Origin of the sequence: Thermoanaerobacter wiegelii Rt8.B1 (genome assembly GCF_000147695.2) — a bacterium.
Lineage (GTDB): Bacteria > Bacillota > Thermoanaerobacteria > Thermoanaerobacterales > Thermoanaerobacteraceae > Thermoanaerobacter > Thermoanaerobacter ethanolicus.
The window spans coordinates 739,094-765,425 of the sequence record NC_015958.1 but is presented as its reverse complement, the minus strand read 5'-3'; the positions used below and the strand labels follow the sequence as shown (position 1 = coordinate 765,425).

General features: G+C 36.2%; 24 protein-coding genes and 1 riboswitch. Of the genes, 6 read left to right on the top strand and 18 right to left on the bottom strand.

Annotated features, from left to right (window positions below):
• Positions 1-10: 10 nt before the first annotated feature.
• The 6 genes from THEWI_RS03640 (at position 11) to phoU (ending at position 5,128) form a co-directional block, all read left to right on the top strand.
• Positions 11-979 (top strand): branched-chain amino acid ABC transporter permease, encoded by a 969-nt coding sequence (locus THEWI_RS03640; RefSeq protein ID WP_014062480.1) that lies wholly within the window; start codon positions 11-13, stop codon positions 977-979.
• A complete protein-coding gene (locus THEWI_RS03635) occupies positions 954-1,727 on the top strand; it encodes an ABC transporter ATP-binding protein (RefSeq protein WP_014062479.1) in 774 nt (257 codons plus the stop codon). The genes THEWI_RS03640 and THEWI_RS03635 overlap by 26 nt, the downstream gene beginning before the upstream one ends.
• Positions 1,724-2,443: an ABC transporter ATP-binding protein gene (locus THEWI_RS03630; protein ID WP_006570086.1), complete on the top strand. Its 720-nt coding sequence runs from the start codon at positions 1,724-1,726 to the stop codon at positions 2,441-2,443. The genes THEWI_RS03635 and THEWI_RS03630 overlap by 4 nt, the downstream gene beginning before the upstream one ends.
• 161 nt (positions 2,444-2,604) lie before the next feature.
• Entirely contained in the window at positions 2,605-3,729 is a 1,125-nt protein-coding gene (ald, locus tag THEWI_RS03625) for an alanine dehydrogenase (RefSeq protein WP_014062478.1), read from the top strand.
• 113 nt (positions 3,730-3,842) lie between these two features.
• Positions 3,843-4,007: an amino acid permease C-terminal domain-containing protein gene (locus THEWI_RS15220; RefSeq protein ID WP_156786930.1), complete on the top strand. Its 165-nt coding sequence runs from the start codon at positions 3,843-3,845 to the stop codon at positions 4,005-4,007.
• A gap of 467 nt (positions 4,008-4,474) precedes the next feature.
• Positions 4,475-5,128, top strand: coding sequence for a phosphate signaling complex protein PhoU (gene phoU / locus THEWI_RS03620; RefSeq protein WP_014062477.1), 654 nt, complete (start codon positions 4,475-4,477; stop codon positions 5,126-5,128).
• Between the two features lie 93 nt (positions 5,129-5,221).
• On the opposite strand, the gene cytX is transcribed toward phoU, so the two are convergent.
• The 18 genes from cytX to THEWI_RS03530 form a co-directional block, all read right to left on the bottom strand.
• The gene (gene cytX / locus THEWI_RS03615; RefSeq protein WP_014062476.1) at positions 5,222-6,397 is read right to left on the bottom strand and encodes a putative hydroxymethylpyrimidine transporter CytX; all 1,176 of its coding nucleotides are present in this window, start codon (positions 6,395-6,397) and stop codon (positions 5,222-5,224) included.
• 28 nt (positions 6,398-6,425) lie between these two features.
• Positions 6,426-6,911: an energy coupling factor transporter S component ThiW gene (gene thiW, locus THEWI_RS03610; protein ID WP_014062475.1), complete on the bottom strand. Its 486-nt coding sequence runs from the start codon at positions 6,909-6,911 to the stop codon at positions 6,426-6,428.
• Positions 6,904-7,698: a hydroxyethylthiazole kinase gene (thiM, locus tag THEWI_RS03605; protein ID WP_014062474.1), complete on the bottom strand. Its 795-nt coding sequence runs from the start codon at positions 7,696-7,698 to the stop codon at positions 6,904-6,906. Before thiM ends, thiW begins: the two co-directional genes overlap by 8 nt.
• A complete protein-coding gene (thiE, locus tag THEWI_RS03600; protein ID WP_014062473.1) occupies positions 7,695-8,336 on the bottom strand; it encodes a thiamine phosphate synthase in 642 nt (213 codons plus the stop codon). The genes thiM and thiE overlap by 4 nt, the downstream gene beginning before the upstream one ends.
• Positions 8,337-8,339: 3 nt before the next feature.
• A complete protein-coding gene (gene thiD, locus THEWI_RS03595) occupies positions 8,340-9,134 on the bottom strand; it encodes a bifunctional hydroxymethylpyrimidine kinase/phosphomethylpyrimidine kinase (protein ID WP_014062472.1) in 795 nt (264 codons plus the stop codon).
• Positions 9,135-9,191: 57 nt separating this feature from the next.
• Positions 9,192-9,294, bottom strand: a riboswitch (TPP riboswitch).
• Between the two features lie 384 nt (positions 9,295-9,678).
• Positions 9,679-10,878 carry an iron-containing alcohol dehydrogenase gene (locus THEWI_RS03590; protein ID WP_014062471.1) on the bottom strand — a complete coding sequence of 400 codons (1,200 nt, stop codon included), beginning with the start codon at positions 10,876-10,878 and terminating at the stop codon, positions 9,679-9,681.
• 334 nt (positions 10,879-11,212) lie between these two features.
• A complete protein-coding gene (locus THEWI_RS14720; protein ID WP_244262313.1) occupies positions 11,213-11,425 on the bottom strand; it encodes a hypothetical protein in 213 nt (70 codons plus the stop codon).
• Positions 11,426-11,771: 346 nt separating this feature from the next.
• On the bottom strand, positions 11,772-12,500 hold the full coding sequence (locus tag THEWI_RS03580; protein WP_014062470.1) for a GltB/FmdC/FwdC-like GXGXG domain-containing protein: 729 nt from the start codon (positions 12,498-12,500) through the stop codon (positions 11,772-11,774).
• Complete coding sequence (locus THEWI_RS03575) at positions 12,500-13,765, bottom strand: NAD(P)/FAD-dependent oxidoreductase (RefSeq protein ID WP_014062469.1); 1,266 nt, start codon at positions 13,763-13,765, stop codon at positions 12,500-12,502. The genes THEWI_RS03580 and THEWI_RS03575 overlap by 1 nt, the downstream gene beginning before the upstream one ends.
• Complete coding sequence (locus THEWI_RS03570) at positions 13,762-14,211, bottom strand: 4Fe-4S dicluster domain-containing protein (RefSeq protein ID WP_014062468.1); 450 nt, start codon at positions 14,209-14,211, stop codon at positions 13,762-13,764. Before THEWI_RS03570 ends, THEWI_RS03575 begins: the two co-directional genes overlap by 4 nt.
• Before the next feature lie 11 nt (positions 14,212-14,222).
• Complete coding sequence (locus THEWI_RS03565) at positions 14,223-15,728, bottom strand: glutamate synthase-related protein (RefSeq protein ID WP_004397460.1); 1,506 nt, start codon at positions 15,726-15,728, stop codon at positions 14,223-14,225.
• Positions 15,725-16,849: a class II glutamine amidotransferase gene (locus tag THEWI_RS03560; protein WP_003870571.1), complete on the bottom strand. Its 1,125-nt coding sequence runs from the start codon at positions 16,847-16,849 to the stop codon at positions 15,725-15,727. The genes THEWI_RS03565 and THEWI_RS03560 overlap by 4 nt, the downstream gene beginning before the upstream one ends.
• 362 nt (positions 16,850-17,211) lie before the next feature.
• Positions 17,212-17,922 (bottom strand): type 1 glutamine amidotransferase, encoded by a 711-nt coding sequence (locus THEWI_RS03555; protein WP_014062467.1) that lies wholly within the window; start codon positions 17,920-17,922, stop codon positions 17,212-17,214.
• A 57-nt stretch (positions 17,923-17,979) separates the two neighbouring features.
• On the bottom strand, positions 17,980-18,318 hold the full coding sequence (locus tag THEWI_RS03550) for a P-II family nitrogen regulator (RefSeq protein ID WP_014062466.1): 339 nt from the start codon (positions 18,316-18,318) through the stop codon (positions 17,980-17,982).
• 98 nt (positions 18,319-18,416) lie between these two features.
• Positions 18,417-19,757, bottom strand: coding sequence for an ammonium transporter (locus THEWI_RS03545; protein ID WP_014062465.1), 1,341 nt, complete (start codon positions 19,755-19,757; stop codon positions 18,417-18,419).
• 149 nt (positions 19,758-19,906) lie between these two features.
• Positions 19,907-22,006, bottom strand: coding sequence for a glutamine synthetase III family protein (locus THEWI_RS03540; protein ID WP_003870567.1), 2,100 nt, complete (start codon positions 22,004-22,006; stop codon positions 19,907-19,909).
• 415 nt (positions 22,007-22,421) lie between these two features.
• On the bottom strand, positions 22,422-24,734 hold the full coding sequence (locus THEWI_RS03535) for a bifunctional diguanylate cyclase/phosphodiesterase (RefSeq protein ID WP_014062464.1): 2,313 nt from the start codon (positions 24,732-24,734) through the stop codon (positions 22,422-22,424).
• Positions 24,735-24,769: 35 nt separating this feature from the next.
• On the bottom strand, positions 24,770-26,323 hold the full coding sequence (locus THEWI_RS03530) for a FapA family protein (protein ID WP_014062463.1): 1,554 nt from the start codon (positions 26,321-26,323) through the stop codon (positions 24,770-24,772).
• Between the last annotated feature and the right edge of the window lie 9 nt (positions 26,324-26,332).

Sequence of the window (26,332 nt, the reverse complement as noted above, 5' to 3'; positions counted from 1 at the left end):
GTGATACAGAATGCTGAAAAATTGGTTTACAAAGGAAAATCTTGCAGTAATGTTGTTGCTAGTAGTGCTTATGGTAGGAGTTCAGGTTTTGTATTCAGCAGAAATCATTAGTCCTTTTGTGATGTTAAACTTAATTATTATCGCAATCAATATTATTCTTGCAGTAAGTTTAAATTTAGTGGTTGGTTTTACGGGACAATTTTCTATTGGCCATGCGGGATTTATGGCATTAGGTGCTTATGCGTCGGCTATTATGTCTTTAAATTTTAATGCCCCTTTTATTGTATCCTTGTTAGTTGGAGCAATAATGGCGGGTATTGGCGGTATTATAATTGGCATACCTACCTTGCGTTTAAGAGGCGATTACTTGGCTATTGCTACTTTAGGACTGGCTGAAATAATCCGGGGGGTAATAACAAATATTGATTATTTAGGTGGAGCTTACGGTTTAATGGGGATACCACAGAGGACTAATTGGCTGTGGGCTTTTGGGTGCATGCTGGTTACAGTTTTAGTTATCAAAAACTTTGTTCAATCCAGCCACGGTCGGGCGTGTATTTCAGTTCGAGAAAATGAAATTGCAGCGGAAGCCATGGGAATAAATACCACGAAATATAAAGTTATAGCTTTCACTATGGGTTCATTTTTTGCTGGAATTGGCGGGGCACTCCTTGCTCATTATATTACCTTTATTGAACCAAATGCTTTTAACTTTTTAAAATCCTTTGATATACTTGTGATGGTAGTTTTAGGAGGACAGGGGAGCCTCACCGGTTCAGTGGTAGCGGCAATTGTACTAACGTTAATTTCTACATTTTTACAGAGTTTAGCAGAACTGCGACTTATAATTTATGCCATAATCTTAATCTTGGTAATGTTATTTAGACCCCAGGGGCTTCTTGGAACCCATGAGTTATCCTTTAAGCTTTTGCAGAGAAAGAGAGGTGTAAGTCATGGCAGCCATTCTGCAGACGCATAGCGTGGGGATTTGTTTTGGAGGATTAAAAGCAGTTCAGGATTTAAATCTTACCTTAAATGAAGGAGATTTAGTTGGGTTAATCGGACCAAACGGTGCAGGTAAAACGACGGTTTTTAACCTTTTAACCGGGATTTACCTTCCAACCACTGGTGATATAATCTTTAAAGGCGAAAGCATAGTAGGGTTAAAGCCTTACCAAATTGCTGCTAAAGGCATAACCCGTACTTTCCAAAACATTCGTTTGTTTGGCGAACTTTCGGTTTTAGAGAATGTTTTAATTGCCAGGCACTTGCATGTTCCATATAATATGATGCATGCTATATTCCGTCTTGGGAAGTTTTACCAAGGAGAAAAAGAAATGCGGGATGAAGCTTATGAGCTATTAAAAATCATGAACTTAGCTCATAAGGCAGAAGAAAAAGCCAAAAACTTACCTTACGGAGAACAGCGCCGATTAGAAATTGCCCGTGCGTTGGCTACTCACCCTTCCTTATTACTTTTAGACGAACCAGCAGCAGGCATGAATCCTCGAGAAACGACGGAGTTAATGGAATTAATTAGCTTTATCCGAAGTAAGTTTAACGTGACTATTTTACTCATTGAGCACGATATGCATTTGGTAATGAACATTTGCGAGCAGATTTACGTCTTGGACTATGGAGTTAATATTGCTCACGGGACGCCTGAAGAAATTAAAAACAACCCTCGGGTTATTGAAGCATATTTAGGAGAGGGGGCGTACCTATGAGCGGGAAGGAAGTATTAAGAATTGAAGAGTTAAATGTATTTTACGGGGCCATTCATGCTTTAAAAGGAATATCGCTTACCGTAAACGAAGGAGAAATAGTAACCTTAATCGGGGCAAATGGTGCGGGGAAAAGCACTACTTTAAATACAATTTGTGGATTGGTCAAGCCTAAATCAGGAAAAATAATTTTTGAAGGTAAGGATATTACTGGTAAAACTGCTCATGACATTGTAAAAATGGGTATAAGCCAGGTGCCTGAGGGCCGACGGGTTTTTGCTAACATGTCAGTATTGGAAAACTTGGAGTTAGGTGCTTATCTTTTAAAAGATAAAGCAGAATTTAAACGCAGGCTTACCAGGGTTTTTGAACGGTTTCCGCGGCTTGCGGAAAGAAAGGGACAACTGGCCGGCTCTTTATCTGGCGGAGAACAACAAATGTTAGCGATGGGGCGAGCATTAATGTCAGCACCTAGACTTATGCTTTTAGATGAACCTTCAATGGGCTTAGCCCCCCTGTTGGTTAAAGAAATTTTTGCGATCATTAAAGAACTAAACGAGCAAGGAACTACTATTCTTTTAGTAGAACAAAATGCACATATGGCTCTTTCTATTGCTCATAAAGGCTATGTATTAGAAACAGGAAAAATTGTGTTATCTGGCCCCGCCTGGGAGCTGGCGGAAAACCCGCAGGTAAAAGAAGCTTATCTTGGGGGGTAAAGTAGGTTAGATAAGGCAGTTCTTTGAAGGGCTATGTAAAATTTAAGTAGCTGAAGCAGGAAAAAGGAAAAGAAAAGAGACCTCACTGATTCATTTAAAATAAAGGCTTTTTTAAAGTATGCACAAGTCTAATAAAAAAATTGATAAAGGGGAGATAGAATATGAAAATTGGTGTTCCCAAAGAGATAAAAACTGCAGAAGCTCGTGTGGCTATTACTCCTGCGGGAGTAGAGGCATTTGTCAAAAATGGCCATGAAGTATACATTGAAAAAGATGCAGGAATAGGAAGTGGCATAACAGATGAGGAATATGTAAAAGCTGGCGCTAAAATACTTTCTACTGCAAAAGAAGTGTTTGATGTAGCAGATATGATAATGAAAGTAAAGGAACCACAGCCAAGCGAATACGACTATTTCAAAGAAGGACAGGTTCTTTTTACTTATCTTCATTTAGCTCCTGATAAACAACAAACAGAAGCTCTATTGAGGAAAAAAGTGGTAGGGATTGCTTATGAGACAGTACAACTAGATAATGGAGCTCTTCCTCTCTTAACTCCCATGAGCGAAGTAGCTGGAAGGATGTCGGTGACAATAGGAGCTTATCTTCTCACCAACATAAATGAAGGAAGAGGAATTGTAATGGGGGGAGTCCCAGGAGTAGAGCCAGCAGAAGTAGTAATAATAGGTGGGGGAACAGTAGGTACAAATGCAGCCAAGGTAGCTGTGGGGATGGGAGCAAGAGTTACAATATTGGATGTAAATCCTGCAAGACTTGCATATCTTGATGATATATTTGGAGGACGAGTTACAACTTTGATGTCGAATAGTTTTAATATTGCTCAGAGTGTGAAAAAAGCAGATTTATTGATAGGAGCAGTTTTGATACCTGGAGCAAAGGCACCAAAGCTTGTGACAGAGGAAATGGTAAAGACGATGAAGAAAGGTGCAGTAATAGTTGATGTTGCAATAGACCAAGGTGGTTGTATAGAGACATGTGATAGAACGACTTCTCACAAAGACCCGTACTTTATAAAACATGGAGTAGTGCATTATTCCGTGCCAAACATTCCGGGGGCAGTACCAAGGACTTCTACTTTTGCATTAACTAACGTAACATTGCCCTATGCCTTGGAGATAGCAAATAAAGGATATAAGAAAGCTTTACTTGAAAATAAAGCGCTACTGAAAGGACTCAATGTCTACAAAGGAATGGTAACATACAAACCTGTTGCAGATGCGCAAGGTTTAGAATATGTTGATCCTATTGATGCTTTAAACAAAGAATAATTTTAAACCTGTATTTATTGGGTTAAGCTTAAAGTGTAAGAACCTCAATAACTATACTATTATAGCCATTTTGAATGGCTGTACTTACTGCTGAATACAAAAGAAAACTTTAATTGCCCTTCTTTATCGATGTAATAGTATTGAGATATACGGAACCAAACTTGACAAGAAAATTTAAAGCTCCAAGTGTACCATGGACACCTCTTTTGGCCATTCTTTTCGTACTTTCACTCATGGTATTTCTTCTATGGGAGACTTGGGTAAGGCTTATAGTATAGCTTATAAGACAACAGCAATAAAAATACGATACAAAGTTTCATGCTTTGCTCATCAGATGGAAGGTGAATCCCACTTTTATACATGTAAAAAGCGGGATTCGTCATGATATTATATTTGTCAAAAAGTAACATCGTAAATTAAAAACTTCTGAAGATTCACTGTGAGGATTGACAGCAAGCATTTAGTATAAGTACTCTATTTTTTTACAGGTTGGTTCTTGACTAATTCAACATTTATTATACAACCTTAAAAATAAAATATAATCTTGCAATGAAACAAAGGCGTTTCATTTGTATGAGTAGGCCTTTGTTTTATTTTTTTAATATTTTATGCTTTTATACTTTGATTAATCATTCTATCTACGTAAGAAAATGGCATTTTAGCTCTTATAGGACCATCTGGTTGTGGCAAGACTAGAGAATGGAAGACTACATCACTGGAAGATTCGGTTAAAGGAGGTGAAAGGGTGAATCGCACTCATTTTGAAAAAGAATTAGAGGAACTTCATTATGACGTATTAAAAATGGGTAGCCTTGTAGAAGAGGCGATAGCGAACGCCATTGCTTCTTTAGTGAACCATGATACAGAATTGGCACAAAAGGTCATAGATGGTGACGACAGAATAGACAAAATGGAAGTAGAAATTGACAATAAATGTGCAAAGATTATTGTAACCCAGCAGCCAATTGCAAGGGATTTGAGAATAGTTTTGACAGGGCTCAAAATTGTTACAGACTTAGAAAGAATGGCAGACTATGCAGTAGATATAGCAAAAGCTACTTTGAGGATTGCTCATCAAAAATATATAAAACCATTGATAGATATTCCTGGAATGGCTGAAATCGTAAGAGAAATGGTAAAAATGTCATTGGATTCTTATGTTCGCCAGGATTTAGACCTTGCAAGGACGATTGGTGAAAAAGATGATATAGTAGATGCCCTTTACAAACAAGTATTTATGGAACCATTAACTTATATGATGGAAGACCCAAGAAACATCGACCAGGCGAGTCAGTTTTTGTTTGTAGCTCGTTATCTTGAGAGAATTGCTGATCATGCTACTAATATATGTGAATGGGTAATTTACTTAGATACGGGAGAGCATATAGATTTAAATTAAAAATATTAGGTTGTTGAACAATTTTGCGCAAAGCCGCAGCCTCTACCTATAACGAAAGTTTATGTAGAGTACGGTGTCATTACTGCTAGTTATTTAGTGTATTTTGGTTTTTATTTTTAAAGTTTGTGTTACAGAATAAATTACAGCAGTCAAAAATATTGTTGTTATGGTAGGAGTTAGATACCATTTTAATAATGAAGTACCGTTATATACCATGTAATTATACGTAACAATTCCAATGATAGATGATACAACTGCAGGAATATTAAGGTACCCACTTTCTTCATATTTTAATATAAAGAAGCCTACAAAAACTACTGTATATACTGGAATAAATACACTACCGATAGCATATAAAAAGTTTTGATATTTATCAATTGGGAATAAATATGCTGCTATAATACCTATTAGCGAATAAATTATTAATAGCTCTCTTTTACTGAGCCTTGTTTTAATAACTGCCATTGTAGATATCGCAGCAGAATATACATCCATAAAAGTGGTTGTTACTGTTGATAAGAGTATTATTAGCAACGGTACAAACCCAGATTTTATTGATGCAAAATATGAAATTATATCTTTTCCTCCCGTCTTTAAGGAAACAAAAAGACCTATAAAATACATAAAACAGCTTGCAATAAAATAACCTAAAAATGTATATATAAAGCTAGATTTTCTATTTTCACTGTTGATCGTATAATCTCCTACTAAAGGCAGCCATGATACAGGCATAGCAACGGCAAGTTCGATTGCATCTACAAAACTTATATTACCTGTTGGTGTTAAAATTTTCCCGCCCTTTAAAAATACTACAACACCAATAGTCAATATAAACAACAATATTACTGCAATGTTATTTACCCAGTATGCTTCACTTTCAAAAAATAGTGACCATAATAAAACAGATATGCCTACAAAAAGTATTCCTACACCAACAGACATACCAATGGCACCATTAAAAGCTTTTGCTGATTGTATAATCATGACTGCTGTCCATCCAATCAATTGTAGAATGTTTAGTGCTCCTAAAAAAATTGTACCTTTATTGCCCAAAACAACTTTTGTTGATTTTATTGCTGGCAACTTAAGGATGTATGACATAAGCCCCCCAAGCGAGAAAAATAATGTACCAATGATATGGCCTATTAAAATAGCCAACAAGCCTTTAGTTAAACCTAGAGGTGCAAATAGCGAACCTGTATAGATTTCAGCAATTGAGATTGCTGCACCTGCCCATATTAGAAAAAGGGTAAAATTTTTAATTTTCATGATTCACACCCGCCTTTCTAAAGTAAGTTTATGAGATAAATTTCTTATATTTTACTAAAACCAATACCACTACATATCCTATAACCGAGCCTATTGTACTGGAAAGCGAAAATGGAATGACAAACATAAAAGCCGCACCGGAACTTCCAAGTATATACTTAGCTATAGGATAAGAAAGCAAAGCCCCTATAATGCCTGTACCTATAACTTCTCCTATAGAGGCAAAATAAAATTTACGTGTAAATCTATAAAGATATCCAGCAATGAACGCACCAACCATTCCTCCTGGAAATGCCAAAAGCGATCCAACACCAAGGATGTTCCTCAAAAGTCCTATAATAAAAGCTACTTCTAACGCTCCCCAAGGGCCCAAAAAAACTGCTGAAATAACATTAATAGCATGTTGAACAGGTGTAACTTTGGCAGCACCTACACTAAACCATACATATTGAGAAGCAAAGGTGCCTATAGCAATAATAAGTGCCATAAAAACCATACGATGTATTTTATTCATACTCCACCTTCTTATCTTTTTCTATTATCTCCGGCGTGAGATTATATATCTCATCAAAAAATGTCACTTTAAAACTGCCGGGCCCTTTGACATTGCTGCTTTGAGCGGCTCTTTCACCTGCTATTCCAAAAGCTACAAAAGCTTCTACTGTAGCTTCAAAATAATCTTCACATACTCCGCAGAAGCTCGCTACTACAGAGGTAAGCATACAACCTGTGCCAGTAACAGTGCCCATCATAGGATGTCCATTTTTTACATACGCAATTCTTTTTCCATCAGTAATTATGTCAGTAACACCTGACACTGCTACTACAACGTTGTACGCGTTTGCTAAATCTTTTGCAGCTTCAGAAATATCATCTGCTCCGCTTTGAGATTCTACACCGCGTATCTTCCCACCTTTGCCTGCAAGTATTGAAATCTCAGCACTATTCCCTTTTATCACAGAAATTTTTACCTCTTCTAATATCTTTTTTGAGCTTTGTGTCCTAAGCTTCGTAGCTCCCGCTCCAACAGGGTCTAATATAACTGGTACTTTAAGTCTATTTGCAGCCTTTCCTGCCTTTATCATCGCTTCTACTTGTTCATTTGTAAGAGTGCCTATATTTAAAACTAAAGCATCTGCTGCACTTACCATTTCTTCTACTTCTTCCAAGGCATGTGCCATGACTGGCAATGCTCCTATAGCCAGTGTTATATTAGCACAATCATTGACAGTAACTATATTTGTAATATGGTGAACTAAAGGCTTTTTCTCTCTTAAAATTTTCAACAATTCTTTTTTCATTTCAAATTCCTCCTATCGTTTATCGCTTTTGCTATAACCTCCAAAAGTTTTCTTGTATTGTTTTCTATATCCCCATAAAATACAGCTGAAACTGAAGATATCCCGTCTACTCCCGACTTTAACATGACTTCATAAGCATTATCCTTCGTTATACCTCCTATTGCAACTACGGGAATAGTGACTGCCTCTTTTATCTTTTTCAGCCCTTCTATTCCAATGGCTTCCGCTTCCGGCTTTGTAGGAGTCTTAAACACTGCTCCTACCCCTAAATAATCCGCTCCATCCTTTTGCGCCTTTAAAGCTTCTTCCACTGTGCTTGCTGATACCCCCACTATTTTATCACGACCTATTATTTTTCTTACAACATCTGCCGGCAAATCCTCCTGTCCAACGTGAACTCCATCTGCATCTACTGCTAGGGCTATATCCACTCTGTCGTTAATAATGAGAGGGATTTTATTTCTTTTTGTAACTTCTTTAACTTTGAGAGCAATTTCATAAAATTCCCTACTTGATATGTCTTTTTCTCTCAGTTGAATTATTGTTGCACCGCCTTTTATTGCTAATTCTACTGCGTCAGCAATATCCATATCCTTTATGTAAGACCTATCCGTTATAGCATAAAGGGTTAAGTCCATATCTCACACCTTCCTTATTTCTATATTCCAAAAATGGTTAGTGGGACCTACTCCATGCCCTATGGCCAACGAATGTTTTATAGCCCCTGTAATGTATGACTTCGCTCTTTTTATTGACTCAACTAAATCATAGCCTAAAGCGATATTGGCAGCTATAGCTGAGGAAAATGTGCAGCCTGTACCATGCGTGTTTTTAGTATCGATTCTCTCTGATGTAATTTCATAAAACTCTTTTCCATCGAAAAATACATCTAAAGCATCTCCTGTAAGATGTCCACCTTTTACCACCACTGTTTTTGCACCAAAATCTAAAATTCTTTTAGCTGCCTCTTTCATATCCGATACACTTTTGACTTCTTTTCCAATTAATTCTCCTGCTTCCATGAGATTTGGCGTAACTACAAGGCTTAAAGGAATCAGTTCCTTTTTCAAAGCCTCCACTGCTTCCGGCTTCAATAAATAGCTTCCACTTTTTGAAATCATAACAGGGTCCAACACAATATTTTTTACATTGTAATCTTTTAACCCTTTTGCAACCATTTTAATTATGTCTTCATTAGACACCATACCTATCTTCACTGCATCTGGGTATAAATCCTCAAAAATTGCCTTCATCTGCAAATACACCATATCAGGACTTATATCCTCAATTCCCAAAACCCCCATTGTATTTTGCGCTGTTATTGAAGTAATGACACTCATGCCGTATACTCCATGGGCTGAAAAAGTCTTTAAATCTGCCTGTATACCTGCTCCTCCCCCAGAGTCAGAGCCGGCAATAGTAAGGGCTAATTTCATAAAAACACCTCCAAATAATAAAATAAGCCCACCTGTGAGGTGAGCATTTTTACAAATGTTTTAAAAAGCATGCTTCCCTACGCAGGCATTACCCTGACAGGTTCAAAGGGTCGGGAACGAATCCCCTCTCAGCCACTTTTTGGCTCCCCTAGCACTTGTCATATTTAGTTTTAAGTAAATTGCTTAAACTAATTATACCACAAACGCAAAAGAATTCAACAATTATTTTGAAAATGATATCAATATTTAATGAGTTAAGTTATAAATTCCCCTTTTTCTGATAAAATTTAAGTGCTAACAAAAAAACATAAAATTACTGCCCTTAGCTCATTTTTGCAAGCTAAGGGCTCTCCTCAATTTCTCAGTCTTCATTTCTTATTTATCAAAAAGATATCCTATTTGAACCTGTTGTGCTATTGTTTGTCCTTCGCTGTCTGCAAAGATTAAAATTTCTTTGCCTTCAACATGGTTAAAATAATAACCATACTGTTCTTGTTCATTGCCTATTGTCTATCTGCTTGCTGTGAAATTTTTAAATTAAATTTTAGAAAGATTCTTCATAAATCTTGGCAATAACAGCTTCAGTTGCTTCCACTGGTGCATTAGAAAGCAATCCGTCCAGCGAAGGCGTAGTTTTAGCAAGCCTTACCAGAGTCGGAATATCCTCTTTTGTGAATCCAAAGTCCGAAAGTTTTTGGGTGCATCCTACATTAAAGAGCCATTCTTCAACCTTTTTAGCTACATATTCTGCTTCAGCAGGCAGACCTTTTAGCCCAGGCACTATAGGACTATATACTTCAGCCAGAACTTCTGCAACAGATGGATAAATAGCCTTTACCACCGCAGGCAGTATAGCACCAAGTCCAAGACCATGAGCTATCTCGGGTTTTACTGCACTCAGAGGATGCTCTAGCGCATGGGTAAGGTGCAAAAGGCCATTGTCAAAAGAAATACCAGCTAAAGCAGAAGCGTAAAGCAAATAGTATCTGGCCACAAGGTTTTCAGGGTCATTTACAGCAGCGGGTAGGTAACGAACTATCAGTCTCACTGTTTCTTTTGCCATTAGGACGCTGTAAGGTGACGCTACAAGAGTGGTAGCAGCTTCGGTAACGTGGTTTAAAGCATCTATAGTAACCGCTATTGTCTGTTTTTTGTCAAGCTTTGTCATAAGGGAAGGGTCATCTATGGCATACATAGGATACAGGCAATCATAAGCAATTGCAGGCTTATAATTTTTTTCTGGGATTGTAGCCACCGCAAATCTGTCTACTTCGGTACCAGTACCATGAGTAAGGTTTATAGCTATAATAGGAGCAGCTTTTTCAGGTATGAATTTCTGTTCATAAAGTTCTCTTGCATTTTTATCAGTGTATTCCAGCAGTACAGCCACACTTTTCGCGGTATCTATAGGGCTGCCACCGCCAATGCCGATAACAGCTTTTGCCCCAGTTTCCCGGCCGATTTTTGCCGCCTCATCGATCATGTCAACAGTAGGATTGGGCCCAACCTTGTCATAAAGTGAATATTTGAATCCGAGTGTCTCAAGAGCCGGTTTTACCACATCCCAGGCTCCACTGGCTTTATAGGAACCTTTACCGGTTACAAGAATGACATTGTTGATACCTTTGTTTTTAAGAACTTCTAGAATATCTTTTATCTTTTTTATACTACCTATTCCAAAATAAGTCGTGTTTTTGCAGCGAAGTTCAAAAACCTTATTTGGATTTATTTTTGTTTCCCACACTTTAATTACCTCCTATTGTTAAATTTATAACAATCTCTGTATACATTATAGCACTATCTTAGAAAATGGTCAACCCCAAGTTATAACATCTATTCTTATTTATTACCTTTATTACCTCATTTATAAATCCTTATAGTTGTATAAACACCTTTACTATTGTTTTTTAGCAGCCATAACTATTTTTACTTTGCCAGTTGCTTTATCAATGTAAAGTGCACCTCGTATTTTACATTCCTAAGCCTCTTTTTCTTCAAAAATTGCTCAAATTGCATTTTGATTTCTTCTTCAATATTTTCGCTAGCATCAGGAATTTGACGCAGTTCAATATAAGACTTTAATCACTGGTTTGGATAAACTGGTACATAGGTCCTCTGGCATTCAACACAACACTTTCAGGCCAATATTTTTTGATTCCATTCATAGCAAGTACAGTAGAAGCATAACCACTACCTACAGAAGCTATATATAACGTTTTTATGTGAAAATCTCTCCATCCGATTTCCTTTTTGTCCCCGATGCTTATACGTGCCATATTAGCTTCAATCATATCCAAAGCATTTGCATTATAAAGAAAATTGCAGGGTTTACCTATACTGCCAAAAGTGTGAACAAGAATATATTTTCCTATCTTTACTAATAATTAACTGTTTTTTATTTACATTTTTATTTGATGATGTAAAATTTTGTGTGAATTGATTAAAAACCTCCTTCTTGGTAAGAATTAGAATATAAAACAAACCAAGAAGGAGGTTAAAGCAGAGCTTTCAACAGAACTTGGCTATATTTAGAAAAAAAGTTATACTTAAAGATGGATTAGATAAAATGTTAATTAATTCTTGTCAAGGAAGAGTATGAAATTAATCTAAATACACAAAATATTTTCTACTCCTCTTTTATGCATACATATTTCCATAGGGTCTTTTGCCTATCGGATGCAATTTGATAAAAGAATGATTCATAATCTTTTGAAAATCATAATCAAAATATTGGCAAAAATTTTCAACATATTTTTGGATAAACGCGTAATCCTTGTCATCTATTTTTTCCTTAATAACTTCTTTCCCAAGTTTATAGTCTTCTACATCTCCTCTCAAATATATAACTCCTCCATGCATACCTGTACCACAATATTCTCCAACTATATTTTCATCATTTTTTAAGTTCAGTACAATCATACAGCCACCTGCCATATATTCACCAAAGAAGTCTCCCGCACTTCCTCCAATAACTATTACAGGAACTTTATCTTTGTATTCTTTCATGTGTATGCCAACTCTATAGCCAACACTATCTTTTATATAGATAGATCCACCCCTCATCCCGTAACCAACGACGTCACCTGCATGTCCATGTATAATAATATTCCCATCGTTCATTGTATTTCCTATTGCATCCTGTCCATTGCCAAAAACTTCTATTGTGAGCCCGTCCATAAAGGCTGCCATGTCATTCCCAGGCGTACCTTCGATATTTATTTTTGTAGTCCCAGACAAATTATCTCCTATATATCGTTGACCATTGACATTTTTCAAATTAATTATGTCTTCACCTGAACGAACTAACTCTTTAATTATTTCATTAAGGTCTCTATAATAAATTCCTGCCGCATTTATGGTTTTCATTATACCACCTCCAGGTCAAGCATTTTTGCCTTTCTTAATTCTTTTGGCAAATATATAAATCCAAAATCATCATTTAAAAGATATTTCTTAAATGGGGTTATATCTGTTTCATTTTTTATAAACCCAGTAAACAATCCAGCCCTATCAATATCATTAATTAATATAAATCCTACTAACCTATTTTCTTTTACCACAAATTTTTTATAAGACCTTCTGTTATGATCAATTTTAGAGATAATCTCAAATTCCTCCTGCTGTGGATTCGTTATACCAGCTGTTATCATATTTGTATTTTTATAACCTATTGAGTTCATAGGGAAAATCCCTTTAAAACTTTTATTTATACCAATCATGTTAAGTCCCGCAATTTCCCCTTGCATATATGCATTTGGCCATATTGGCACAACCCTATTTGACTCAACAAGCATATCGTAACCTTCGGCTACGTCTCCTGCTGCATACACATCTTCAGCAGTTGTTTTCATAGTGCTATCTACTAAAATACCACGATTTATAGAAATTGACGTGTTTCTTACAACATCAACGTTTGGCACAACACCTATCGCGATAATAAGATTATCGGCTTCTAATTCCTGCCCATTTTTGAGCACAACCCCTTTAACATATTCATCTCCTATGATTTTATCCACTGTTGTTCCCGTAATTATTTTTATGTCGTCATTCTGAAGACTCTGAGATACCAAAGATGCCCCTTCTGCATCAAGAATTGTACTTAAAATTCTATCTGCAAGTTCAACTATTGTTACATCTACCCCTAAATGGTGAAGACCTTCTGCTGCTTTGAAGCCTATGAGACCACCACCTACAATTACAGCTTTTGAACCGGGCTTGGCAGCTTCCTTTAATTTTTTAGCGTCGTCCATTTTAATAAAAGTATGAACATTTTTTTTGTTCAATCCTTCTACTGGAGGTATTATAGGTTTTCCGCCCGTTGCAATGAGAAGTTTGTCAAAACTTATGCTATCCCCGTTTTCAAGATGCACTTCTTTTTTTCTCTCATCAATAGAAATAGCTTTAATACCAAACACAGTTTCTACTTTATTTTTGCGGTAAAAATCTTTCTCTCTATATATCATTTTGTCCTCAGACACTAAATTCCCAAGATAATAAGATATAAGGGGCCTTGAATACACATGGTATGTTTCATCTGAAATAACAACTATTTCAGAACTTGTATCATATTTTCTTATTGCCTCTACTGCACCTACCATTGCCACAGAATTACCAATTATTACTATTATCATACAGAAATGCCTCCTTCACTGTAAACAAGTGCCTCATTGGGACAATTCTTGACACAAGCCGGCTCTCCTGCTTCAGCACATAAGTCACATTTTGAAGCAACCTTATTATTTACATCTCTTATAATTGCACCAAACTCACACACAAGCACGCAAGTCCAGCATCCAACACATTTATCTGTATCACACGTTACAACACCAGTTGACGGATCCTTTTGCATCGCTCCTGTAATACATGATTTAACACATGGCGCATCATCGCAATGCCTACACTGGAGCGAAAAAGATACAGGTCTATTTTCTTCTATAACAATTCGTGGTGTCGGCCTCTGGGGTTCCAACTTATATGCTTTTAAAACATCTTTATACTTTGAATGAGATGTAATACAGTATACTTCACATAATCTACATCCCACGCACACTTCTTCTTTTACATAAACCCTTTTCACAAAAATACCTCCTATTCGCCGGCAGCAAGAATGCCAAGTATATCAAGTTCCTTTTGCGTCATTCCTATCCCACGAAGCATTAACCTATTGCCTTTAAGACTTTCAATATCATTTATACCCATTCCACCAAGCATTTCTTTTATTTCATGACTCCATGCTTGAACAAGGTTAACAAGACGTTTATATCCGATTTCTGGGTTTAATCTTTTAACAAGGTTAGGATCTTGTGTAGCAATTCCCCAATTGCACTTACCAGTATGGCATTTTTGGCACATATGACATCCCAAAGCAATCAAAGCAGCTGTTGCAATGTAAACAGCATCTGCACCAAGAGCTATTGCTTTGACTATGTCTGCACTGTTTCTAATACTACCCGCTGCAACTAAAGATATTGTATGTCTTATACCTTCAGAACGGAGTCTTGCATCTACAGCAGCTATTGCAAATTCAATTGGAATTCCTACGTTATCCCTTATTCTCTTTGGAGCAGCCCCTGTACCGCCTCTAAATCCGTCTATTGCTATATAATCTGCTCCAGCTCTTGCTATTCCCGAAGCTATTGCCGCCACATTATTGACTGCTGCAATTTTAACACCAACAGGTTTTTGATAATCGGTAGCTTCCTTCAATGAATATATTAATTGCGCAAGGTCTTCAATTGAATAGATATCGTGATGCGGTGCAGGAGATATAGCATCACTTCCAGGTGGTATCATCCTTGTTGCCGAGATGTCCTCACTCACCTTTTCACCGGGTAAATGACCACCTATCCCAGGCTTTGCACCTTGACCAATTTTTATTTCAATAGCCGCTGCAGTATTGAGGTATTCTCTATCAACACCAAAACGACCTGATGCTACCTGTACAATTGTGTTTTTGCCATATTTCCGGAAGTCCTTATGAAGCCCCCCTTCACCAGTATTATAAAGTATCCCAAGCTCTTCAGCAGCTCTTGCCAAAGCTGCGTGAGCATTGTAACTTATTGAACCATAAGACATTGCTGAAAACATTATTGGTGTCTCAAGTTTGAGTTGTGGAGGCATTTTTGTTTTAACATTAAGGTTTTCGTCTATTTCTATCTTGTCAGGCTTCCTACCTATATATACCCTTAACTCCATAGGTTCTCTTAGTGGGTCTATAGAGGGGTTTGTAACTTGGCTTGCATTTATAACCATTTTATCCCAATATACAGGATAAGGCCTATCATTTCCCATGGATGACAGAAGAACTCCACCTGTTTCTGCCTGTCTGTATATATCTCTTATAGCATCGTAAGTCCAATTGGCATGTTCTTTAAATGTTTGAGGATGTTTAATAATTGTAAGAGCTTGTGTTGGACACAATACGACACATCTTTGACAATTTACACAATTCATATCATTTGAAATCATTTTATCTAGATGTTCATCATAACTGTGAACTTCAAATGAACACTGTCTCATACAAACCTTACAGTTAATGCATTTATCGTAGTCTCTGAGTACTTTAAATTCTGGAGTAAGGTAGCTTAAACTCATGCAGTAACCTCCTTTGTAGAATACATTTCTTTTTCGTTGTCACGTATGAGCTCAGCTATAACAGGTTCTCCACCTCTAGGAATCCATACGCTTTCAGGATTTTTGCATACTTGCCTTATTGCTGACTCTTCGCTGGCTACATATATCATATCGCCTTTTTTTGCAGCAGTAAGTGGCCTTAGTTTAATCCTATCGTTTATTGCCACAAAGCCATCTTCATATGCTATTATCATTGAAAATGGACCATTTAGGAGTGCTCTCCCATAAATTATTTTCAGGTTAGTGTATAAAATTTTTTCTTTTGGTGACATCCTTTCAACCTGCTTCCACAAAGGCGATGCAACTACTTTGCATGCAAGTTCTATTGGTAAACCATGTCTTCTTAATAGAAGATCGAAAATGTATGCCGCAACTTCTGTATCAGTTTGCAAGGTGCAAATATATCCAAACTCTTCTAAATATTTACGATTAGTATCGTACGAAGAAAGCTCGCCATTGTGAACAACAGAGATATTTAACAGATTAAAAGGATGTGCACCGCCCCACCATCCTGGTGTATTCGTTGGAAATCTACCGTGAGCCAACCACATATATCCTTTGTAAGATTCCAATTTATAAAAATTTGCAACATCTTCTGGGTAACCTACTGCTTTAAATACTCCCATATTTTTCCCGCTAGAAAAAACATATGCGCCTGGTATGTTACTGTTTATATTAAATACAAATTTAATTGTAAATTCATTTTCATCCAGTTCTGATAATTTCAATTTCTCTGGCCTTGGTATAGCAAAATATCTGTAAATTAATGGTGCATTTTTAATATGTGCCGTTTTTCGTGTGGGTATTTTTTCTTCTAAAGCGACTATATAATTTGCTTTTAAAATATTCTCTGTTTCCTGTTTAGCTATCAAATCATCATAAAACATATGAAATGCAAAGTAATCTTTAAAATCAGGATAAATGCCATATGCAGCAAAACCACCTCCAAGACCATTTGATCTATCATGCATTGTCGCGATGGAATCTGCTATAGATTGCCCCGAAAATAGACGACCAGTGCGATCAATTATGCCACTTATAGCACATCCCGAAGGTATTCTTACATAACCTTCCTTCAACATTTTATAACCCCCTTAAAAAATTTTTATATGCAATATTTTTTTTGAAAGTTGCATCAAGCGAAAATGTTTACTGTTTAAAATTGTCCTCAAATTGTGGCAAAATGCTTATCACTCCTAAATTACGAGTGTTATGTTAATTATAATATATTTTATTAATTTTGCAATACGTTAATATGAAAAATTCATAAATTATTTTTAGGTTAATTCTTCACTTAAATGTAGTGGGCAAAAAAAACAGTTAGATACTTTAACATCATAGGTAACTTATATGTAGAATGACAACACCCCCACTTTCTACGCATAAAAAGTGGGGGTGCTTTTTTATATCTGCAATGCTCTTTCTATTGTTCTCGTTCTTCTCCCTAAACATCCAAAAGTCGGCAAAAATTCGCCCAAAAACGGGAAAAAACTTCCTGATTCTTTTCCCACAGCCTTTTTGTCTCCTCTTTAAGTTGAGCCACTGCTCCTGGTCCAGCAAACTCTATAAGTTCTTCTTGATAAATCTCAGTCCAATAACTAACGATTATAGGTGTAACTTCTGGGTGAAATTGTAAAGCCCAGGCACAATCCTGATAAGCAAAAGCCTGGTTAGTACAAGTATCACTTTCTGCAAGGAGAACAGCCCCTTCAGGCAGTTCAAAAGTATCTCCATGCCATTGAAAAGCCCAAAACTCTTCTGGCAAATCCTGAAAAAGAAAGGCCTTTTCCCCTGCTTCTGTCAAATGTATTTTATACCACCCAATTTCTTTTACCGGGTTAGGTTTAACTGTTGCTCCCAACGCCCTGGCAATAAGCTGCCCTCCCAAACATATTCCTAATACTGGTATTCGTCTTTCTATCGCATCGCGTATAAGTTCTTGTACTTGATAAAGATATGGGTACTTTTCTTCTTCGTATGCTCCCATTGGACCTCCCAATATTATCACAGCATTATAGTCAGCCACCGTTTTAGGTAAAATAGCTCCAGGTTGATTCATTACGCGAATATCTAACTTCCATCCTTTCTTCGAAAAAATTTCAGCTATAAGGCCTGGTCCTTCCTGACTTACATGTTGGATAATTAAAACTTGCATTATCTCCTCTCCTTTGTTAAACAATTATGATTATTCAGATTCAATCAACTTTTCTATTTAAAGTGCTTTTTCACCTCGTTCGCCAGTACGAACTCGTATCACATCTTCTAAATTCACCACAAAAATTTTACCATCTCCAATTTCTCCAGTCCGTGCAACTTCTGATATGAGCTTTACTAACTTTTCTGTCTGATGATCAGCTACTGCAATTTCAACCTTAACTTTAGGCAATAAATTGATAAAATATTCATTGCCACGGTAAACCTCGGTCCAACCTTTTTGATTTCCACAACCCATTACTGGATAAACAGTCATACCGTGAATATCAAATTTACCTAACTGGTCTTTAATAATCTCTAATTTTTCCGGCCGTATAATTGCTTCTATTTTCTTCAAAGCAAATCACTCCTTTTAAACTTTTCAAAATATATTCGATATTAATTTCTACTGTTTAATATTATTTTCTAAACAATGTTGTATAGATAATTGTGTTTTTAATTATTATCATAATAGCTAAAATAATTATATTTAAGTTCTATATTATTATAAGCTCCTTCACCGTGTTGAGATATGTCTAAACCTGATTCCTCCTCTTCCTCACTTACTCTTAAGTCCATAAACAGACTTATGAATTTAAGTATGGCATATGTCATTATGCTTGCGAAAGCATATACCGCAATAACACTTATAATTTGTATTATAAATTGGTGTACATTTCCATATATTAATCCATTAGCACCTGCTGGGTTTACTACCTTTGTAGCAAATATACCTGTTGCTATAGCCCCCCACGTACCACCAATACCATGTATGCCAAATGCATCAAGCGAATCATCATATTTAAATTTATGCTTTAAGTAATTAACTGAGAAATAACACAATATTCCTGCGATAGCACCAATTATAATTGCTGATACCACAGTTACATAACCTGCAGCGGGTGTTATTGCAACAAGTCCTGCCACAGCTCCACTTGCCGCACCAAAAAGTGTTGGTTTGCCATTTACTTTCCATTCAACTATAACCCAACCGAGCGCAGCCGCTGCAGCCGCCGTATTTGTCACTACAAATGCATTAACAGCTATTCCATTTACTGCTAATGCACTTCCTGCATTAAAGCCAAACCATCCAAACCATAAAATTGCTGTACCCATAATAACCATAGGTATATTATGGGGAATTATATTAACATTTTTACGCTTTCCAATTAAAATTGCCGCTATAAGGCCTGAAATACCTGAACTGATATGAACAACCGTACCACCCGCAAAATCCAGTGCACCAAGATTTTTAAGCCATCCTCCGTTGCCCCATACCCAATGTGCAATAGGATCATACACAAGTGTTGTCCACAATAGAGTAAATAATAAAAACGAACCAAATCTCATTCTTTCAGCAAAAGCGCCTGTTATAAGAGCAGGTGTAATTATTGCAAACATCAACTGGTAAATCATAAATGCCATAAAAGGAATTGTTGCAGAATATGCGTCATAAGGTTCAAATCCTACATTTTTCAACCCTAACCATTGTAAATTTCCTATTATATGTCCTACATCGCTTCCGAACGATAATGAAAAACCAAATAATATCCATTGGATTGATACTATTGCGATAATTATAAAGCTTTGCATCATGGTACTTATTACATTTTTACTACTAACCATGCCACCGTAAAAGAATGCAAGTCCTGGAGTCATAATCATAACAAGCGCAGCAGAAAATAGCACAAAAGCAGTATCACCTGTATTGATTTTACCTGTAGAAGCAAAAACTAACTTTGGTATAATTAAAAACATAAACATAAGAGAGAATAACAAATAAATCTTCTTCACCATTTTGTATAAACCTCCTCTAAATTTTTCTGTTTTAAGCCAACATAGAAAATGGCGCTTTTGCCTTAGGCTTTAGCCTGTTGCAAAAGCGCCATTGCTTTTGTACTTTAAAATATTAATTTTTATGTCCAATTAGATGACACTGTAAAAAGTTAAATGTTAAATAACATGTCGGCATATGTTGGTAGTGGCCACAATTCTGCATCTACGATTGTTTCCAGTTTATCGCCGATTTCTCTTAAAATGCCCATTTTTGTGAATATTACATCTCTGTAATAGCAAGCCTTGCTATAAGAATCACTATTCATATTTGAAGCTTCATTAACTGCATTTTCAAGTTCAGAGATGTTTTTCTTAAATTCACTCATTAGCGAAGAAACTTCTTCTAACAATTCGGTTTGTGCACTTATATCAACATTTAGACCTGTTGCTCTTACAGAATTTATTGATTCTGCGATTTTTGTGGCAAAATTTATTACAGCTGGGAGTATTTGCCGTTTTGCTATATCCAACATTGTCAGAGCTTCAATATTAATTGTTTTTATATAATTTTCAAGAGAAATCTCATATCGCGATTCAAGCTCAACTTTGCTTAAAACACCATGTTTTTCCATGAGTTTGACATTCTTCTCTTTAATTAAAGCAGGAATAGCTTCAACTGTTGATCGAATATTTGGAAGTCCTCTTTTTTCTGCCTCTTTTACCCATTCTTCTGAATAACCATTCCCATTAAATATAATTCTTTTGTGCTTCTTTACAATTTCCTTAAGCAACAGTTGCACTTCTTCATCAAAATTTGTGGCCTTTTCCAACCTATCCGCAATCTGGGATAGACTTTCAGCAACAATGGTGTTTAATATAAAATTAGCAGTTGCAATTGATGAAGAAGAACCAACCATTCTAAATTCAAATTTATTTCCTGTAAATGCGAATGGAGATGTTCTGTTTCTATCTGTAGAATCCTTTGGTAGTGCAGGAAGAGTTGATACACCTACTTTTAGTACTCCTCCTTGTTTTGAAGTTGTTGCACCACCATTTTCGATTTGTTCAAGAATATCCGTAAGCTGTTCGCCAAGGAAGACTGATACAATTGCGGGCGGTGCCTCATTAGCACCAAGACGATGGTCATTTCCTGGTGTTGCAGCAGCTACTCTGACCAAATCAGCGTATTCATCGATAGCTTTGATTACAGCACACAGAAATACTAAAAATTGTGCATTTTCGTGGGGTGTATGTCCCGGATCTAAGAGATTTTGACCATCATCGGTGCTCATTGACCAATTAATGTGTTTACCGGAACCATTGACTCCTGCAAAAGGTTTTTCATGCAAAAGGCATACAAGTCCATGTCTTAAAGCAATTTTTTTCATTAGCTCCATTGTTAATTGATTATGATCTGATGCAATATTAGCTGTATTGTATACTGTAGCGAGTTCATGCTGAGCAGGAGCAACTTCATTATGCTTAGTTTTAGCAGGAATTCCTAATTTCCACAATTCTTCATCTAGATCTTTCATAAATGCTGATATTCTTTCTTTGATAGAAGCAAAATAATGATCTTCCATTTCTTGACCTTTTGGTGATTTAGCACCAAATAGAGTTCTTCCTGTAAGTATAAGATCTTTACGCTTATCATACATCTTTTTGTCAATTAAGAAATATTCCTGTTCAGGTCCTACGGTTGTAATAACCTTTTTTGCTGTAGTATTACCAAATAATCTTAATACTCGAAGAGCTTGTTTTGATAAAGCTTCCATAGAACGCAGTAAGGGTATTTTTAAATCTAGCGCTTCGCCTGTATACGAACAGAAAGCGGTGGGGATATATAGCGTATTATCTTTTATAAAAGCGGGCGATGTACAATCCCATGCTGTATATCCTCTTGCTTCAAAGGTAGCCCTTAAACCACCTGATGGAAACGAAGAAGCATCAGGCTCGCCTTTAATTAATTCTTTTCCAGAAAATTCAGTTATTACCCTACCATCTTGAGTAGGAGAAATGAAAGAATCCCTCTTTTCAGCAGTAATTCCAGTTAATGGCTGGAACCAATGAGTAAAATGAGTTGCTCCTTTCTCAATTGCCCAATCTTTCATTGCATTTGCTACAACTTCAGCAACTGCTGGTTCTAATGGAATTCCCTCATCGATTGTTTTTCTTAAAGCTTTGTATGTTGCCTTTGGAAGGCGTTCTCTCATGACAGAATCGTTAAAAACATTTGAACCAAAAATGTCGCTTAGAGTGTTTTGTGCCATAGTAATTTCCTCCTCTTAAATTTTTATAAATTAACATAATAAATTGATAATTAATTAAAATACAAATATTAAAAACAAAACAAAGGCGCCACCTCTAAAATACAGGATGAAACGCCTTTGTTTCATTCACACACTATTAAATTTTCATGTTGATTTTATAATAGCACATTTTTATTTTGATTTCAAGTACTTTTTTATCAAAGATAGTGTCAAGATACTGTAGGATAATTTTTATAAACAACTCCTGAAATATCTTAAATCATGGCTTTCACCGTGTGCTTGTTTCTATTGGTTTTTTATATTATATTTTCATATTTTATTGCCTTAAAAATTTTACTAAACACTCTTAATTTTGCCATCAGCTTTAATCCTTTTCTACTCCATCCCATCTTCTCTTGACTTGTAATATGTCCATTTATATTCTATTTCTCCAAGCATTAAAGATGAAGTAATTGGATTCTTTCTGAACCATTCGAATGGCCTCGTCCGGAGGCAACGGTTTGCTGAAATAATAACCTTGAACTTTGTCGCACCCGCTCTCTATAAGACAATCAAGCTGTTCTTTTGTTTCCACACCTTCGGCAGTTACGCCGAGTTTCATCCTGTGCCCCAAGAAAATAATCGCATCGACAATAGCCTTATTTACCTCTACCTTTATCTCGCTCACAAATGACCTGTCAATTTTCAAACCATCAACCGTAAATTTTTGGAGGTATTTGAAAGAACTATTTTCCGTTCCGAAATCATCTATTATTATTTTGACCCCTACCTCTTTCAATCGATAAAGGTTTCTAACCACCGTTTCCATTGCTTCTATAAGGATGGTTTCAGTAATCTCCAGTTCCAAATATCTCGGTTCAAGTTCAATCTCGTTTAGTATATCAAACACAACTTTTGCAAAATCAGGCTGCTGCAGCTGATGCACTGAAACATTCACCGAAACATTAAAGCCAGAATACCCCATATTAAGCCATTCTTTCATTTGCCTGCAGGCTGCCCTTAACACCCATTCACCTATAGATATTATTTGTCGTGTCTCTTCAGCAATCGGAATAAAATGAATGGGATTGATCAGTCCTTTTTTAGGATGCTGCCACCTCAACAGTGCCTCCATACTCGTCACTTTACCAGTCCTTATATCAACAAGAGGCTGATAGCACAAAAAGAACTGGCCTTTTTCCAAAGCCAACCTTAAATCTCTTCTTATTGTGCTGGCAACTTCGACTTCTTTTCTCGTAATGCTGTCAAAATATTGAAAACCATTTTTTCCATCTCTTTTAGCCCTGTACATTGCTATATCTGCATTTTTGACTATAACTCTTTCATTTTTTCCATGGTCAGGATATATGGCAATACCTATGCTAATAGTGACATGCAATTCATGATTATTGAACTTTATCGGTTGGTTGAAAAGTTCCAATATTCTGTTTGCAACCTTATTCGTATCGTCCATATTAATTATGTCAGGTAACAAAATGACAAACTCATCACCGCCCACTCTGGATACCGTATCTGATTCACGCAGACACGCCTTCAGTTTCTTGGCAATCTTTTTCAATAGCCTGTCACCTATATGATGTCCCAGGGAGTCGTTGATTGTTTTGAAATTATCAAGGTCGACAAAAAACACTGCAAGTTTCTTCCCATTCCTTTTTGCATCTGCCATGGCAATTTTGAGCCTATCCATAAAAATCTCCCGGCGAGGGAGGCCAGTTAAAGGATCATAGAATGCCATGTATTTTAACTTGCTTTCCATCTGTTTCCGCTCAGTAATATCCGTGTGTGACCCTGCCATTCTTATGGCTCTGCCATCTTCATCCCACAATGCCTTTCCCCTGCTTAGAATCCAAATATATCTACCGTCTTTTATTTTGATCCTGTATTCGCATAAGTAAAATGGTGTCTTTTTCTCAAGATGATTACGTAGATTATTAATGACGGTTTTAACATCTCTGGGATGGATGAATTTAGTCCATGTTTCACGGTAGTTGCTTATTACTTCTTTATCAAAGCCAATGATATCCTTCCACCTCTCGGATATGTATGCCGTATCCGTTATCAAATCCCAGTCCCATAGTCCATCGCTTGCTCCTTCAACTACCAATCTGTAGCGTTCTTCACTTCTTTTCAATTCTTCCTGCTGCCTTTGTATTTCAATTAAGTTCTGCCTCAACTCTTCTTCCCGGGCCATAAGTTCTTCATTCATTGCAGAGAGCTCTTCCTGTTGAGCCATCAATTCCTCGTTTAAAGCAACAAGGTTATTATTTGCTTCTTCAAGTCTCCTTTCAGCATTCTTTAGGTCTGTAATGTCTATACCAGTTGAAACAACATACCTGTTTCCTTCATCATCCCAAATAATACTGTTATGCCACATAATATAAATTTGTCTGCCATCCTTCAAAACCATCGGATTTTCACATTTGTAATGAATACCTTTATATCCAATGTCGTCCAAATTTTCTTTTATACGACTTATCGTGTCCCTGGGAATTATTGAACTTACATCTATCCTCTCTGTTTGTTCTTCGACCGCTATACCAATTACAGCCTGGGTATATCTGTTGAACCAAACTACTCTACCATCCAATGCCCAGACTACTATAAGCATCTGCTCGTTTTCAAAAATTCTGCTTAAAAATTCTTCTCTCTTCTGAAGATAAGCAATTGATTTCTTTGATTCTTCAATAAAACTCTTATTTTTCTTCTGACTAGGTAACTTCTCCTTCATTCGCCATTAATTTCTCCTTTCTGGACAACTATTCTTTAAATAATGTCTTCAACGACTTTTTCATCTTTGTCTAAATATAATTTTATTTTTTCACCATTTTTTAATTTGTAGCCTATTTTATCAAAGTATAATTCGACTCCCTCATAGCCGTAAAGGATTTTTACTATTGAATTTTTACTTCCCTTTAATAATACGTAACTGCCGACGCCGTGCGATCCGGCTTCTTTTACAAAGATATTTTTGTCAAATTCGATCGTGCTCATTTTAACCTTACCATTAATGGAAACTGAACCATTTGTAGAAATTTTTGTGTTATAACAACCTGCTTCTGAGGTTATAATTACGTCCTTCATAGCATAAATTTTGCTGTCATGAACCCATTTTGCAAGTATACGCCCCTTGTTTTCATGTTCCTCGGCTAAAATCCTTGATATGAAGAGGATTTTTTCATAAATTTCTTTTAATGAATTCAAATGTTTTATAAGACCAATAATATCGTAATCCAAAATGTTGTTGAGCGTTTTAACGAGACTTTTTAAATGCTCTAGAAGATTTTGAAGTACATTTGAACTGCGTATCATACTTATTTCTCTTGATGATGTTTTTAACTCTTCTTTTAAGGTTTCGATTAATTTGATTTTCTCGCTTAAATGTCTGGAATTATTCATAACCGTTGGTAGTTCTTTAATATGGACAAAAATTGCCGATAATTTCTCAACAATAAGATTTACGGCGTGAAGTTCTATTTTATCAAAAATGTTTCCTGGTAAAAAACCGGCATGTAACTGGCTATCAACAATTCCGCCATGGATAATAATATTTTGCCCTCCCTGAACTACTGATTCGTAAACTGAACCAAATATCTGAACATTTCCTGAAGCAATTATTTGATTACCTTTTTCGACATTTCCGTTTATTATAACATCACCATCGAATGTTACAGGCCTTGAATTCTTCGTGATACTTCCTTCGTAAATTAACATGGGAATAGAATTAAATAAATATACAACTTTATCATTTTCGTCTTTTTTATGTACAACCGGTCTTATGTCAGCTATCGCAACTATCTTATCTTCATCTTCTTTAAAAACTATGGAATCGCTGAGAATTTTTACTTCAACATCTCTTACAGGCGGTGCATGTATAATTCTACCTCTTACGCTAATTCCATTTTCACCTTTTATGGGTTTATGTAGTTTTCCGATAACATCACCTTTTCTTGCAAAGGGTATACTTGCCATCTTAAATATATCTTCTTCAGAGGATGTTTCGGTATAAAGAATTCTCGGTTTATTGATATTTATAATAAATTCCAGATAACCATCCCTGCCACTTTTATATGGTATTCCTCTTGCTATTACTGCTTCTTTTTTATTTTGGGTATATACACTAATTAACGCACTTTTATCTACACTCACTATAATTCCATTCTTACGAAGATCGCTTTCCAGTATATTTAAAAATTCATGAATATCTACATTATCCCAAGAAGAAAAAAGGGTTTTTTTTAAGGTTGCAATCATTTCATCATCCGAAATTTCTACAATAACCCCTATTTTCTTCAAAACATCACTTAATTCTATTTTCATAAAAACACC

Bases quoted from the DNA above. Each gene is read 5' to 3' on its own strand.
- THEWI_RS03540 (WP_003870567.1), bottom strand. From the start codon at position 22,006: ATGGCACAAAACACTCTAAGCGACATTTTTGGTTCAAATGTTTTTAAC.
- THEWI_RS03555 (WP_014062467.1), bottom strand. From the start codon at position 17,922: ATGCAAGTTTTAATTATCCAACATGTAAGTCAGGAAGGACCAGGCCTT.
- thiM (WP_014062474.1), bottom strand. From the start codon at position 7,698: ATGAAAAAAGAATTGTTGAAAATTTTAAGAGAGAAAAAGCCTTTAGTT.
- THEWI_RS03565 (WP_004397460.1), bottom strand. From the start codon at position 15,728: ATGAGTTTAAGCTACCTTACTCCAGAATTTAAAGTACTCAGAGACTAC.
- THEWI_RS03535 (WP_014062464.1), bottom strand. From the start codon at position 24,734: ATGAAGGAGAAGTTACCTAGTCAGAAGAAAAATAAGAGTTTTATTGAA.
- THEWI_RS03640 (WP_014062480.1), top strand. From the start codon at position 11: ATGCTGAAAAATTGGTTTACAAAGGAAAATCTTGCAGTAATGTTGTTG.
- THEWI_RS03630 (WP_006570086.1), top strand. From the start codon at position 1,724: ATGAGCGGGAAGGAAGTATTAAGAATTGAAGAGTTAAATGTATTTTAC.
- THEWI_RS03575 (WP_014062469.1), bottom strand. From the start codon at position 13,765: ATGATAATAGTAATAATTGGTAATTCTGTGGCAATGGTAGGTGCAGTA.
- thiD (WP_014062472.1), bottom strand. From the start codon at position 9,134: ATGAAATTAGCCCTTACTATTGCCGGCTCTGACTCTGGGGGAGGAGCA.
- THEWI_RS14720 (WP_244262313.1), bottom strand. From the start codon at position 11,425: ATGATTGAAGCTAATATGGCACGTATAAGCATCGGGGACAAAAAGGAA.
- THEWI_RS03580 (WP_014062470.1), bottom strand. From the start codon at position 12,500: ATGAAAACCATAAATGCGGCAGGAATTTATTATAGAGACCTTAATGAA.
- cytX (WP_014062476.1), bottom strand. From the start codon at position 6,397: ATGAAAATTAAAAATTTTACCCTTTTTCTAATATGGGCAGGTGCAGCA.
- thiW (WP_014062475.1), bottom strand. From the start codon at position 6,911: ATGAATAAAATACATCGTATGGTTTTTATGGCACTTATTATTGCTATA.
- thiE (WP_014062473.1), bottom strand. From the start codon at position 8,336: ATGGACTTAACCCTTTATGCTATAACGGATAGGTCTTACATAAAGGAT.
- THEWI_RS03560 (WP_003870571.1), bottom strand. From the start codon at position 16,849: ATGTTGAAGGAAGGTTATGTAAGAATACCTTCGGGATGTGCTATAAGT.
- THEWI_RS03635 (WP_014062479.1), top strand. From the start codon at position 954: ATGGCAGCCATTCTGCAGACGCATAGCGTGGGGATTTGTTTTGGAGGA.
- ald (WP_014062478.1), top strand. From the start codon at position 2,605: ATGAAAATTGGTGTTCCCAAAGAGATAAAAACTGCAGAAGCTCGTGTG.
- THEWI_RS03545 (WP_014062465.1), bottom strand. From the start codon at position 19,757: ATGGTGAAGAAGATTTATTTGTTATTCTCTCTTATGTTTATGTTTTTA.
- THEWI_RS03530 (WP_014062463.1), bottom strand. From the start codon at position 26,323: ATGAAAATAGAATTAAGTGATGTTTTGAAGAAAATAGGGGTTATTGTA.